At 71.5% G+C, this 11,863-nt stretch carries 11 protein-coding genes; 8 read left to right on the forward strand and 3 right to left on the reverse strand.

Going from position 1 to position 11,863, the window contains the following annotated elements:
- Positions 1–233: 233 nt before the first annotated feature.
- The 5 genes from ACIGXP_RS28225 to ACIGXP_RS28245 all read left to right on the forward strand — a co-directional run bounded on the left by ACIGXP_RS28225 (position 234) and on the right by ACIGXP_RS28245 (position 6,991).
- Entirely contained in the window at positions 234–1,127 is an 894-nt protein-coding gene (locus ACIGXP_RS28225; protein WP_399772896.1) for an FAD binding domain-containing protein, read from the forward strand.
- Entirely contained in the window at positions 1,127–1,738 is a 612-nt protein-coding gene (locus ACIGXP_RS28230; protein WP_399772899.1) for a (2Fe-2S)-binding protein, read from the forward strand. Before ACIGXP_RS28225 ends, ACIGXP_RS28230 begins: the two co-directional genes overlap by 1 nt.
- A 1-nt stretch (position 1,739) precedes the next feature.
- A complete protein-coding gene (locus ACIGXP_RS28235) occupies positions 1,740–4,124 on the forward strand; it encodes a xanthine dehydrogenase family protein molybdopterin-binding subunit (RefSeq protein WP_399772903.1) in 2,385 nt (794 codons plus the stop codon).
- 209 nt (positions 4,125–4,333) lie between these two features.
- The gene (locus ACIGXP_RS28240) at positions 4,334–5,791 is read left to right on the forward strand and encodes an NCS2 family permease (protein WP_363219814.1); all 1,458 of its coding nucleotides are present in this window, start codon (positions 4,334–4,336) and stop codon (positions 5,789–5,791) included.
- 48 nt (positions 5,792–5,839) lie between these two features.
- The gene (locus ACIGXP_RS28245) at positions 5,840–6,991 is read left to right on the forward strand and encodes an XdhC family protein (protein ID WP_399772906.1); all 1,152 of its coding nucleotides are present in this window, start codon (positions 5,840–5,842) and stop codon (positions 6,989–6,991) included.
- 79 nt (positions 6,992–7,070) lie between these two features.
- Here the strand turns inward: ACIGXP_RS28245 and ACIGXP_RS28250 are convergent, their stop codons facing one another.
- Positions 7,071–7,511, reverse strand: coding sequence for an SRPBCC family protein (locus tag ACIGXP_RS28250; protein WP_363219311.1), 441 nt, complete (start codon positions 7,509–7,511; stop codon positions 7,071–7,073).
- Between the two features lie 70 nt (positions 7,512–7,581).
- Positions 7,582–8,400: a polysaccharide deacetylase family protein gene (locus tag ACIGXP_RS28255; RefSeq protein WP_399772909.1), complete on the reverse strand. Its 819-nt coding sequence runs from the start codon at positions 8,398–8,400 to the stop codon at positions 7,582–7,584.
- Positions 8,401–8,526: 126 nt separating this feature from the next.
- Between ACIGXP_RS28255 and ACIGXP_RS28260 the strand changes: the two genes are divergently transcribed.
- Positions 8,527–9,174: a phosphoribosyltransferase gene (locus ACIGXP_RS28260; protein WP_399772912.1), complete on the forward strand. Its 648-nt coding sequence runs from the start codon at positions 8,527–8,529 to the stop codon at positions 9,172–9,174.
- Positions 9,175–9,272: 98 nt separating this feature from the next.
- Here ACIGXP_RS28260 and ACIGXP_RS28265 read toward each other — a convergent pair whose 3' ends face one another.
- Positions 9,273–10,421 carry a magnesium and cobalt transport protein CorA gene (locus tag ACIGXP_RS28265; protein WP_399772914.1) on the reverse strand — a complete coding sequence of 383 codons (1,149 nt, stop codon included), beginning with the start codon at positions 10,419–10,421 and terminating at the stop codon, positions 9,273–9,275.
- A gap of 280 nt (positions 10,422–10,701) precedes the next feature.
- On the opposite strand from ACIGXP_RS28265, the gene ACIGXP_RS28270 reads away from it, so the two are divergent.
- Positions 10,702–11,568, forward strand: coding sequence for a LysR family transcriptional regulator (locus ACIGXP_RS28270; protein ID WP_363219307.1), 867 nt, complete (start codon positions 10,702–10,704; stop codon positions 11,566–11,568).
- A 92-nt stretch (positions 11,569–11,660) separates the two neighbouring features.
- On the forward strand, positions 11,661–11,843 hold the full coding sequence (gene dmpI, locus ACIGXP_RS28275) for a 4-oxalocrotonate tautomerase DmpI (protein ID WP_076090755.1): 183 nt from the start codon (positions 11,661–11,663) through the stop codon (positions 11,841–11,843).
- The last annotated feature ends 20 nt before the right edge of the window (positions 11,844–11,863 follow it).

The following is an 11,863-nucleotide window of genomic DNA, read 5'->3' on the forward strand; positions in this document are numbered from 1 at the left end:
TCCTGTGTTTCCCCAGGAAATCGGAGAGGTTGCCGATGACCTCCGTTCATACGAATCTACAAGATGCCTGGCGTGGCCAGCCAACTCCTTCATGGTTTCGGTGACTGACCGTCCCGGAGTACCGGGCGGTGTACTGAGTCCAATGCGCGTTAACAACACATGAACGAGCCGGGACCGCCGCACACGGATTGGCTCAATCTGTACGACCCATGAGACCAAGAAGAGAGCCGGTCATGGACTTCCTTCGCCCCGCCAGCTGGGAGGAGGCGCTCGCCGCGAAGGCCGAGCACCCCACCGCTGTGCCGATTGCGGGTGGCACCGATGTGATGGTCGAGATCAACTTCGACCACCGCCGGCCCGAGTACCTGCTCGACCTCAACCGCATCGGCGACCTCTACGAGTGGGAGGTCGGCGAGGAGAGCGTACGGCTCGGTGCCTCCGTCCCGTACACCGACATCATGCAGAACCTCCGTGCCGAGCTGCCGGGCCTCGCCCTCGCCTCGCACACGGTCGCCTCCCCGCAGATCCGCAACCGCGGCGGCGTCGGCGGCAACCTCGGCACGGCCTCGCCCGCCGGTGACGCCCACCCGGCCCTGCTCGCGGCCGGCGCCGAGGTCGAGGTGGAGTCGGCGGCCCGCGGCACCCGCCTCATCCCGATCGACGAGTTCTACACCGGCGTCAAGCGCAACGCGCTCCAGCCCGACGAGCTGATCCGCGCCGTGCACGTCAAGAAGGCCGACGGCCCGCAGCAGTACTCGAAGGTCGGCACCCGCAATGCCATGGTCATCGCCGTGTGCGCCTTCGGCCTCGCCCTGCACCCCGAGACCCGTACGGTCCGGACCGGCATCGGCTCCGCCGCGCCCACACCCGTGCGGGCCAAGGCCGCCGAGGAGTTCCTGAACGCGGCGCTCGAAGAGGGCGGCTTCTGGGACAACGGAAAGATCATCACCCCGTCGGTCGCCAAGCAGTTCGCGGAGCTGTGCTCCGGCGCCTGCAACCCGATCGACGACGTCCGGGGCACCGCGAGCTACCGCCGCCACGCCGTCGGCGTCATGGCCCGCCGGACGCTCACCTGGACCTGGGAGTCGTACCGCGGCAACCACCGCACCACCGAGGGAGCTGCGTAATGCGCGTCAACTTCACCGTCAACGGACGTCCGCAGGAGGCCGACGACGTGTGGGAGGGCGAGTCCCTGCTGTACGTCCTGCGCGAGCGCCTCGGCCTGCCGGGTTCGAAGAACGCCTGTGAACAGGGTGAGTGCGGCTCCTGCACCGTGCGTCTGGACGGCGTGCCGGTGTGTTCCTGCCTGGTCGCGGCCGGCCAGGTCGAGGGCCGTGACGTGGTGACCGTCGAGGGCCTCGCGGACTACGCCAAGCAGCGCGAGGAGCGCGGCGGCTGCGCCACCGGCGCCTGCGGCACCTCGCTGCAGGACGCCCAGCTGGGGGTCCCCCCGGGCGAAGCCTGGGGGAGGGAGGCCAAGGGCACCGACTCCCAGACCGGCGAGGGCAGCGGACTCAGCCCCGTCCAGCAGGCGTTCATCGACGCCGGCGCCGTCCAGTGCGGCTTCTGCACCCCGGGTCTGCTCGTCGCCTCCGACGAACTCCTGGAGCGCAACCCGAACCCGTCCGACGCGGACATCCGCGAGGCGCTGTCGGGCAACCTGTGCCGCTGCACGGGCTACGAGAAGATCATGGACGCGGTTCGCCTGGCGGCCGCCCGTCAGTCCGAGGAGGTCTGACATGCCCGCCAACGGCGCCCCTACGAAGATCACGCAGGTCTCGCAGACCAAGGGCGGCATCGGCGAGTCCACGCTCCGTCCGGACGGCACCCTCAAGGTCACCGGCGAGTTCGCGTACTCGTCCGACATGTGGCACGAGGACATGCTGTGGGGCCAGATCCTGCGCTCCACCGTCGCCCACGCCGAGATCGTCTCGATCGACACCTCCGAGGCGCTGGCCACGCCGGGCGTCTACGCCGTTCTGACGTACGACGACCTGCCCACCGAGGTGAAGAACTACGGCCTGGAGATCCAGGACACCCCGGTCCTGGCCCACGGCAAGGTCCGCCACCACGGCGAGCCGGTCGCGCTCGTCGCCGCCGACCACCCGGAGACGGCCCGCCGCGCCGCCGCCAAGATCAAGGTCGACTACCGCGAACTGCCGGTGATCACCGACGAGAAGTCGGCCCTCGCCCCGGATGCGATCCTCGTCCACGAGGGCCGCGACGACCACCACATCGGCCATGTCCCGCACCCGAACATCGTGCACCGCCAGCCGATCATCCGCGGCGACGTGGCGGAAGCCCGCAGGCGGGCCGACGTGATCGTCGAGGGCGAGTACACCTTCGGCATGCAGGACCAGGCCTTCCTCGGCCCCGAGTCCGGCCTCGCCGTGCCCGAGGAGGACGGCGGCGTCCACCTCTACATCGCCACCCAGTGGCTCCACTCCGACCTGCGCCAGATCGCGCCCGTCCTCGGCCTGCCCGAGGAGAAGGTGCGCATGACGCTGGCCGGCGTCGGCGGCGCGTTCGGCGGCCGCGAGGACCTGTCGATGCAGATCCACGCCTGTCTGCTGGCGCTGCGCACCGGCAAGCCCGTCAAGATCGTCTACAACCGGTTCGAGTCCTTCTTCGGGCACGTCCACCGCCACCCGGCGAAGCTCCACTACGAGCACGGCGCCACCAAGGACGGCAAGCTCACGCACATGAAGTGCAGGATCGTCCTGGACGGCGGCGCCTACGCCTCCGCCTCACCGGCGGTCGTGGGAAACGCCTCCTCCCTGTCGGTCGGCCCGTACGTGATCGACGACGTCGACATCGAGGCCATCGCCCTCTACACCAACAACCCGCCCTGCGGCGCCATGCGCGGCTTCGGCGCGGTCCAGGCGTGCTTCGCCTACGAGGCGCAGATGGACAAGCTGGCGAAGAAGCTGGGCATGGACCCGGTGGAGTTCCGGCAGCTGAACGCGATGGAGCAGGGGACCATCATGCCGACCGGGCAGCCGGTCGACTCCCCGGCCCCGGTCGCCGAACTGCTGCGCCGCGTCAAGTCGATGCCGCTGCCGCCGGAGCGCCAGTGGGAGTCCAGCGAGGGCGCCGACGTACGGCAGCTGCCCGGTGGTCTGTCCAACACCACGCACGGCGAAGGCGTCGTACGCGGCATCGGTTACGCGGTCGGCATCAAGAACGTCGGCTTCTCCGAGGGCTTCGACGACTACTCCACCGCCAAGGTGCGCATGGAGGTCATCGGCGGCGAGCCCGTGGCCACCGTGCACACCGCGATGGCGGAGGTCGGGCAGGGCGGTGTCACCGTCCACGCGCAGATCGCCCGCACCGAGCTCGGCGTCACCCAGGTGACCATCCACCCCGCCGACACGCAGGTCGGCTCCGCCGGCTCGACCTCGGCCTCCCGGCAGACGTACGTCACCGGCGGTGCCGTGAAGAACGCCTGCGAGATCGTCCGCGAGAAGGTCCTGGAGATCGGGCGCCGCAAGTTCGGCTCCTACCACCCCGCCTGGGCGACCGCCGAGCTCCTGCTGGAGGGCGGCAAGGTCGTCACCGACGGCGGCGAGGTCCTCGGCGACCTGGCCGACGTCCTGGAGGACGAGGTCGTCGAGGTCGAGGAGGAATGGCGGCACCGGCCGACCGAGGCCTTCGACCTGCGCACCGGCCAGGGCAACGGGCACGTCCAGTACTCCTTCGCCGCGCACCGCGCCGTGGTCGAGGTCGACACCGAGCTCGGCCTGGTCAAGGTCATCGAGCTGGCCTGCGCCCAGGACGTCGGCAAGGCGCTCAACCCGCTCTCCGTCGTCGGCCAGATCCAGGGTGGTACGACCCAGGGCCTGGGCGTGGCGGTGATGGAGGAGATCATCGTCGACCCGAAGACCGCGAAGGTCAGGAACCCCTCCTTCACGGACTACCTGATCCCCACCATCCTCGACACGCCGACCATCCCGGTCGACGTGCTCGAACTCGCCGACGACCACGCCCCCTACGGGCTCCGTGGCATCGGCGAGGCCCCGACCCTGTCGTCCACCCCGGCCGTCCTCGCGGCGATCCGGAACGCGACCGGGCTGGAGCTCGACCGCACTCCGGTGCGGCCCGAGCACCTCACGGGAACCGCGTAACACCCAAGAGCTCTCCGGGCGGCGCAGGGAACGTCACACACTCCGCCGCGCCGCCCGGAGGAACCCCCCTTTGAGTTCCGCACCGCTCGCGGTCCTTGAAGTACCACCCTTTGTTCGTCTCGGGCCGTCCCCCGGGTCGTCCATTCCCAAATCCCGTACGGCCCGAGGAGGTTGTACGGGTGCCCCTGTGAACCTTGGGAGATGGCACCATGACCCAGCAGTCAGTGGAGCCCAGGACCGCAGCCGACGACGCGGGTGAAGGCACCCGCGTCCCGGCAGGGCGATCCTGGCTCGACCGGTACTTCCACATAACCAAGAGAGGGTCCACGGTCTCGCGAGAGGTCCGCGGCGGCATCACCACCTTCATGGCGATGGCCTACATCCTCCTGCTCAACCCCCTGATCCTGTCCGGCAAGGACGCGGCGGGGGACACCCTCGGCCAGAAGGCACTGATCACCGCGACCGCGTTCGCGGCGGCCTTCACCACGCTGCTGATGGGTTTCGTCGGCAAGGTGCCCCTCGCGCTCGCCGCCGGTCTCTCCGTCTCCGGCGTCCTGTCCTCCCAGGTCGCCCCCAACATGACGTGGCCGCAGGCCATGGGCATGTGTGTGATGTACGGCGTCGTCATCATGCTGCTGGTCGTCACCGGCCTGCGTGAGATGATCATGAACGCGATCCCGCTCGCGCTCAAGCACGGCATCACGATGGGCATCGGCCTGTTCATCGCCCTCATCGGCCTCTACAAGTCCGGCTTCGTGCACAAGGGCGTGGCCACCCCGGTCACGCTCGGCCCGGCGGGCCAGCTCGCCGGCTGGCCGGTGCTGCTCTTCGCCGGAACCCTGCTGCTGATCTTCATGCTCCAGGCGCGCAACATCCCCGGCGCCATCCTGATCGGCATCATCACCGGCACGATCGTCGCCGCCGTCCTCAACGGCCTCGGTGTCATCGACCCCAAGCAGTGGGCCAACGGCGCCCCCGAACTGCACGGCGGCGCGGTCTCGATGCCCGACTTCTCGCTCTTCGGGCACGTGGAGTTCGGCGGCTGGGGCAAGGTCGGCGCGATGACGATCGGCATGATCGTCTTCACCCTCGTCCTCGCCGGGTTCTTCGACGCGATGGCCACCATCATCGGCGTCGGCACCGAGGCCGAACTGGCCGACGACAAGGGCCGTATGCCGGGCCTGTCCAAGGCGCTGTTCATCGACGGCGCCGGCGGTGCGATCGGCGGTGTGGCGGGCGGCTCGGGCCAGACGGTCTTCATCGAGTCCGCCACCGGTGTCGGGGAGGGCGCCCGCACGGGTCTCGCCTCCGTGGTCACCGGCCTGTTCTTCGCGGCCTGTCTGTTCTTCACCCCGGTCACCGCGATCGTCCCGCAGGAGGTCGCCTCCGCCGCCCTGGTCGTCATCGGCGCCATGATGCTGATGAACGCCCGGCACGTGGACTGGGCCGACCGCGCCACCGCGATCCCGGTCTTCCTCACCGTCGTCCTGATGCCGTTCACGTACACCATCACCAGCGGTGTCGCGGCCGGTGTCATCTCCTACACGGCCATCAAGACCGCCCAGGGCAAGGCCCGCGAGATCGGCGCCTTCATGTGGGGTCTGACCGCCGTCTTCCTGATCTACTTCGCCCTTCATCCGATCGAGGGCTGGCTCGGCGTGCACTAGCCGGCCGCCCCCGCCCCACTGAGCAACACCCCGTGAGGAGACCGACAGATGCTGGACATCGCCGAGGAGCTGAACCGGTGGGTCGAGCAGGGCCGTGACTTCGCCGTCGCCACCGTGGTGGCCGTCGGCGGCAGCGCTCCGCGCCAGCCCGGCGCCGCCCTCGCGGTGGACGCCGAGGGCACGGCCATCGGTTCGGTCTCCGGCGGGTGCGTGGAAGGGGCCGTGTACGAGCTGTGCCGGCAGGCGCTCCAGGACGGCGAGACCGTCCTGGAGCGCTTCGGGTACAGCGACGAGGACGCCTTCGCCGTCGGCCTGACCTGTGGCGGCATCATCGACGTCCTCGTCACGCCGGTCCGGGCGGACGGTCCCGCCCGGCCGGTGGTCGCCGCCGCGCTGGCCGCCGCCGCCCGTGGGGAGGCGGCGGCGGTCGCGCGGATCGTGGAGGGACCGGCCCTGCTGCGGGGCCGGGCCCTCCTCGTGCGCCCCGACGGGTCGTACGACGGCGGCTTCGGGAGCCATCCCGAGCTGGACGGCACCGTCGCCGCCGAGGCCGGCGCCTTCCTGGACGCGGGCCGCACCGGCACCCTGGAGATCGGCGAGCAGGGCTCGCGCTGCGGTGCCCCGCTCACGGTCCTGGTCGAGACCTCCGTCCCCGCACCCCGGATGATCGTGTTCGGCGCGATCGACTTCGCCTCCGCACTGACCCGCGTCGGCAAGTTCCTCGGTTACCACGTCACGGTGTGCGACGCCCGCCCGGTGTTCGCGACGCGCACCCGCTTCCCGGAGGCCGACGAGATCGTCGTCGAGTGGCCCCACCGGTACCTGGAGCGCACCGAGACCGACGGCCGTACCGTCCTGTGCGTCCTCACCCACGACGTCAAGTTCGACGTCCCCCTGCTGAGGCTGGCGCTGCGGCTGCCGGTCGCCTACGTCGGCGCGATGGGCTCCCGCCGCACCCACCTGGAGCGCAACGAGCGGCTGCGGGAAGTCGGCGTCACCGAGCTGGAGCTGGCCCGGCTGCGCTCCCCGATCGGGCTCGACCTCGGGGCCCGTACGCCCGAGGAGACGGCCCTGTCGATCGGCGCCGAGATCGTCGCCGACCGGCGGGGCGGCAGCGGGGTTTCCCTCACCGGCGCGCACACCCCCATCCACCGCGAGACGGCGTCCCGGCCGGCGGCACGGTTCGGGTCGGTGGCCTGAACGCACGACGCGGTACCGACCCCGGGGGCCCCATCGCGCCGGGCCGCGGAGAGAGTCAGCCCCGCGCCCCTCACGGCGCCTACGACCGCCTAAGCAGGCGGTTGACCGCTCGGCCGAAGATCACGCGCGCCGCGCGTTCCAGTACGCCGTCGACGGCACGCGGCAGGAAACGCACCCGAAGCTCCTCCCGCCACACCACCCGGCTGCGACCTCCGGGCCCCGGCCCCACTTCGATCTCCGCCCAGCCCCGCACCACCCGGCCGCTCTTCTCCAGGCGGCACAGACCGGCCTCGCCGTCGGCGGGCGGGCGCCAGACCGTCACCTCCATGACGTCGTCGACGGCCAGCGGGCCGAGGCCCGAGCGGGCCACGAAGCGGGTGCCCACGCCGGTGGGCTCCGGAGTGAGCACCCGGACCCGGGTCAGCGGGACCGCGTCGGCGTGGCGGGGCCAGGTGGTGAGCCGGCGCCACGCCTCGTCGAGCGGGAGCGGGGCCGTGCGGGCGAAGGAGAAGGTCGGCACGGCACGATCGTAGGCAATGGCCGCCCGGCACCTGCGCGTTCGCCCCCGCCTCACCCGGCCGGACGAGCGGTCAGGGATGGTACACCTCGCCCGGTTCCGCCCTGCCGGGCGCCAGCAGCTGAGGCACCGTCACAAAGACGTAGCCGCGCTCCTTGAGCGCGTCGATGACGCCCGGCACGGCGGGTACGGTGCCCGGGTAGATGTCGTGCAGCAGGATGATCCCGTCGCGGGACGACTGGGCGAGGACGCGCCGGGTGATGAGCGCCGAGTCGCTGGTCGTGTAGTCCTTGGCGGTCACGCTCCACAGCACCTCCGCCAGGCCCTGCTCCTTGGCGATCCGGTGCACACGGGAGTCCGTACGGCCCTGCGGCGGGCGCATCAGCGTGGGCTTGCGCCCGGTCAGCCGCTCGATCGCCTCGTTCGGCCGCTTCAGCTCCTCGCGTATCTGCGCCTCCGGTATCCGCGTGAGGATCTTGTGGTCCCAGGTGTGGCTCGCGACCTCGTGGCCCTCGGCGGCCATCCGCTTGACCAGCTCCGGGTACTTCTCCATGTGGTTCTTGCCGAGCAGGAAGAAGGTGGCCGGGACCTTCTTCTCCTTGAGGATGTCGAGCAGCCGCGCCGAGTTCTCGCTCGGTCCGGCGTCGAAGGTGAGCGCGATGCACTTGGCCTCGCGGCAGTCGACGGTCCCGAACTTCGCCGGCGCCCCGTGCGCGGCCTCGGCCCGTACGGTGCTCGGTGCTGTCGTGTCGGCCTGGGCGCAGCCGGACAGCGTGAGCGCGAGGCCGAGGGCGGCCGACGCGAGCACGCCCGGACGGAACCTCCGGACGGTTGCGCGCGTCTTTCTGGTCGCGTGCTTCGGCGTCGGGAACGTGTCGGTCGAATGAGGCATGCGTGGACTATACACTCGGTGTATAGATCTGGTGTGCGAATGTCGTGCACCTGCCCGCGGATATCCGACCCGGTTGCCCGACCAGGAGCACCATGGAAGGAGAGGCACCGCGGAGGAGGACGAGCCATGCGCTTCCGGGACCGTGCCGAAGCCGGGCGGGAACTCGCCGGACTGCTGAGCGACCTGCGGGAACAGGGCGCCCTCACCGACCCCCTCGTCCTCGCCCTGCCGCGCGGCGGCATCGCCGTCGCCGAGCCCATCGCCCGCGCGCTCGGCGCCCCGCTCGACGTGCTCATCGTGCGCAAGATCGGCGCCCCGCACCACCAGGAGTTCGCCGTCGGGGCGCTGGTCGGGGACGACCCGCCCCTGTTCAACGCCGGGACCCTGGACCGGCTCGGCCTGACCGAGGAATCCATGGCCCCGGTGGTCGAGCGCGAGCGGAAGGAATTGCGCCGCCGTGAGGAGCGCTACCGCGGCGACCGCCCGGCTCCGGACCCGGCGGGCCGCACGGTGATCGTGGTCGACGACGGGCTCGCCACCGGCGCCACCGCCCGCGCGGCCCTGCGTCACGTCCGGCGCCGCCGGCCCGCGCACCTCGTCCTGGCCGTCCCCGTCGGCGCCCCGGACTCCCTCGACCGGCTCGCCGACGAGGCCGACACGATCCTGTGCCCGCACCGGCCGGCCGCGTTCACCGCCGTCGGGCAGTGGTACGAGGACTTCGAGCAGCTGACGGACGCGGAGGTGCTGGCCGCGCTGAGGCTGCGCCGGGCTTGAAGGGAGCCTGCGGTCCGGCGCCGTCGGGGGCATCGTCGTCGCCGGGTGCGGGTTCGTCGTGGCGTGTCGCGCGGGGCGGGACGACTCCCGGCGGTGCTCTACAGCCAGTCCCGCCGTTTGAAGACCACGTACAGCGCCGTGCACACCACGGCCATCAGGCCGATCGCGAAGGGATAGCCGAACGCCCAGTGCAGTTCGGGCATGCGCGCGAAGTTCATGCCGTAGATCGTGCCGACCAGGGTCGGAGCGAAGAGGATGGCCGCCCACGACGAGATCTTCTTGACCTCCTCGTTCTGCTCGAAACCCGCCTCCGCCAGCGCCCGCATCTCCGCGTTCTGCTGCTGCGTGACCAGTGTCGCGTTGACCGTGAGGATCTCGGTGAGGGCCTGCCGGAAGGCGTCGACGCGTTCACTGATGTGGGTGACGTGGTCGGCGACGTCCCGCAGATAGCGCTGGAGTTCCTCGTCCGTCCCGTACTTGGCGAAGCCGGCCATCAGGGCGTGCAGCATGCCGACGAGCGGGCGGGTGGCGCGCTGGAACTCGACCATCTCGCGGGAGAGTTCGTAGATACGGCGGGACACCTCGGGGTCGCCGCGGAACACCTCGGTCTCGATCTCGTCGATGTCGTTCTGCACCCCGGAGACCACTGGGGCGTAGCCGTCGACGACGGCGTCGAGGATCGCGTACAGGACCGCTTCCGGGCCGAGCTTGAGCAGGTCGGGGGTGTCCTCCATACGGCGGCGGGCCGCCGACAGGTCCGGGGCCGCGCCGTGCCGGACGGTGATGACGAAGTCCGGGCCGACGAACACGTGCAGCTCGCCGAAGTCGACCTCCTCCGGTGCGTCCAGATAGCGGGCGGCGCGCAGGACGACGAACAGGGTGTCGCCGTACCGTTCCAGCTTGGGCCGCTGGTGCGCCTCCATCGCGTCCTCCACCGCGAGGGGGTGCAGCCCGAACTCGGCGGCCAGCGACCGCAGATCGGCGCCGGTGGGGCGGGCCAGGCCGATCCAGGCCATGCCCGAGGGCTGCTCGCGCAGTTCGCGGTAGGTCTCGGCGAGCGTGGCGGGGGAGGAGACGCGGACGCCGTCGCGGTACAGCGCCGCCTGGACGATGCTCGACGGCTCGGCGCCGTCCGCCGCGGGCGGGGCGGGTGCGGGCGCCTCGGCGACGGGAGGCTGGGGCGGGGTGAGGGCGCGGCGCCAAACGGATCTGCGCCCGCCGTTCCTGCCGCTTTCTCGCTCGGACATCGGACGCCTCTCCGTCGAGCCTGCGTACGCCTGATCACCCACCGGGGCCAGGACCCGGAGAAACCCGGGGCAGAGGAGAAGCAGGATATCCACGGCCCCGCGGCCGGCGCCCGGGTGAAACGCAGTCGTAGGCGCAGCTTGATGCAGAACGGGCGCAGCGGCCGCCGGGAGACACCACCACCCCCGCGCGCTCCCGCTCAGTGCGCTCGGCCCCTCCCCGGACGCCGGCCCGGCTCGCCCGGCGTAGAGGCCCGTGTCGCCGCCCCTCTACAGTCAGCCCATGGAACTCCGTCAGCTCAGCTATTTCGTCGCCGTGGCCGAGGAGCTGCACTTCGGGCGGGCCGCCGAGCGGCTGCACATCGTGCAGTCGGCGGTCAGCCAGCAGATGCAGCGGCTGGAGCGGGAGCTGGGCGCCGAGCTGTTCGACCGCTCGCCGCGCCGGGTGCGGCTGACCGGGGCGGGCGAACGGCTGCTGCCCGAGGCACGGGCGGTGCTCGCGGCGGCGGAGAAGGCACGCGCCGCCGTGGCGGCACCCGCCGTGCTGCGCCTCGGCACCAGCACCGGGCTCGGCGCGCATCTGGACCGGGTGCTGGCCGCGTTCGCCGAGCGGGCGCCCGAAGTGCCGGTGGAGCTGATCTCCCTGCCGGCCGACGAACGGTTCGCCCGGGTCGCGGCGGGCCGGCTGGACGCCGCGTTCGTGCGTTCGGCCGAACCCCCGCCCGGCGTACGGGTGGTGCCGCTGTGGTCCGATCCGCTGGTGGCCGCGCTGCCGGCCACGCATCCGCTCGCGGCGCGGGACGAGATCGACCTCGCGGACCTCGCCGGGCTGCCCCTCGCCCTGACCCCGCGCCGGAACAACCCCGCCCTGGTCGACCTGGTCGTCGGCGCCTGCCATGCGGCCGGGTTCGAGCCGGTGCCCGGACCGGCCGGGGGCACGCTGCACGACACCCTCGCCACCATTGGCGCCCGCCCCCTGTGGACGGTCGTCTACGCCTCACACGCGCGCGTGCTGGCCACGCCCAGGGTGGCGTACGTCGCCTTCCGCGCGCCCGGACTGGCCCTGGCGACCGGTCTCGCGGTGTCCGCCGCCGCCCCCTCCCCGCACCTGGAGAAACTGCTGTCGGCCTGCGGCGATCACCAGAGCTGATCACTGCGGTCGCGGACTGCTTCTTGGTCGCCGACGTGCGCCGCGATGGACTGGACCCACCGAAACGGAACACCGGTCAAAGGAGTTCAGTCATGCCGATCGTCACCATCCAGCAGGGTCCCCGCGATGTCGAGCTGAAGCGGGAGCTGGTCAAGCGGGTCACCGACGCCTTCGTCGACGCGTACCGGATCCCGGCGGAGACCGTGCAGGTGTGGATCCACGAGGTCCCGGCGGACAGCTGGGGCGCGGCCGGGAAGCTCACGGCCGACAAGTAGCCCCCGCGTTGCACGGGGGT

Source organism: Streptomyces sp. NPDC053069 (assembly GCF_044546895.1).
GTDB lineage: Bacteria > Actinomycetota > Actinomycetes > Streptomycetales > Streptomycetaceae > Streptomyces.

What these genes read in the sequence shown, in the direction of transcription:
- ACIGXP_RS28225 (WP_399772896.1), top strand. Translation starts at nt 234, where the DNA reads ATGGACTTCCTTCGCCCCGCCAGCTGGGAGGAGGCGCTCGCCGCGAAG.
- ACIGXP_RS28230 (WP_399772899.1), top strand. Translation starts at nt 1,127, where the DNA reads ATGCGCGTCAACTTCACCGTCAACGGACGTCCGCAGGAGGCCGACGAC.
- ACIGXP_RS28235 (WP_399772903.1), top strand. Translation starts at nt 1,740, where the DNA reads ATGCCCGCCAACGGCGCCCCTACGAAGATCACGCAGGTCTCGCAGACC.
- ACIGXP_RS28240 (WP_363219814.1), top strand. Translation starts at nt 4,334, where the DNA reads ATGACCCAGCAGTCAGTGGAGCCCAGGACCGCAGCCGACGACGCGGGT.
- ACIGXP_RS28245 (WP_399772906.1), top strand. Translation starts at nt 5,840, where the DNA reads ATGCTGGACATCGCCGAGGAGCTGAACCGGTGGGTCGAGCAGGGCCGT.
- ACIGXP_RS28255 (WP_399772909.1), bottom strand. Translation starts at nt 8,400, where the DNA reads ATGCCTCATTCGACCGACACGTTCCCGACGCCGAAGCACGCGACCAGA.
- ACIGXP_RS28260 (WP_399772912.1), top strand. Translation starts at nt 8,527, where the DNA reads ATGCGCTTCCGGGACCGTGCCGAAGCCGGGCGGGAACTCGCCGGACTG.
- ACIGXP_RS28265 (WP_399772914.1), bottom strand. Translation starts at nt 10,421, where the DNA reads ATGTCCGAGCGAGAAAGCGGCAGGAACGGCGGGCGCAGATCCGTTTGG.
- ACIGXP_RS28270 (WP_363219307.1), top strand. Translation starts at nt 10,702, where the DNA reads ATGGAACTCCGTCAGCTCAGCTATTTCGTCGCCGTGGCCGAGGAGCTG.
- dmpI (WP_076090755.1), top strand. Translation starts at nt 11,661, where the DNA reads ATGCCGATCGTCACCATCCAGCAGGGTCCCCGCGATGTCGAGCTGAAG.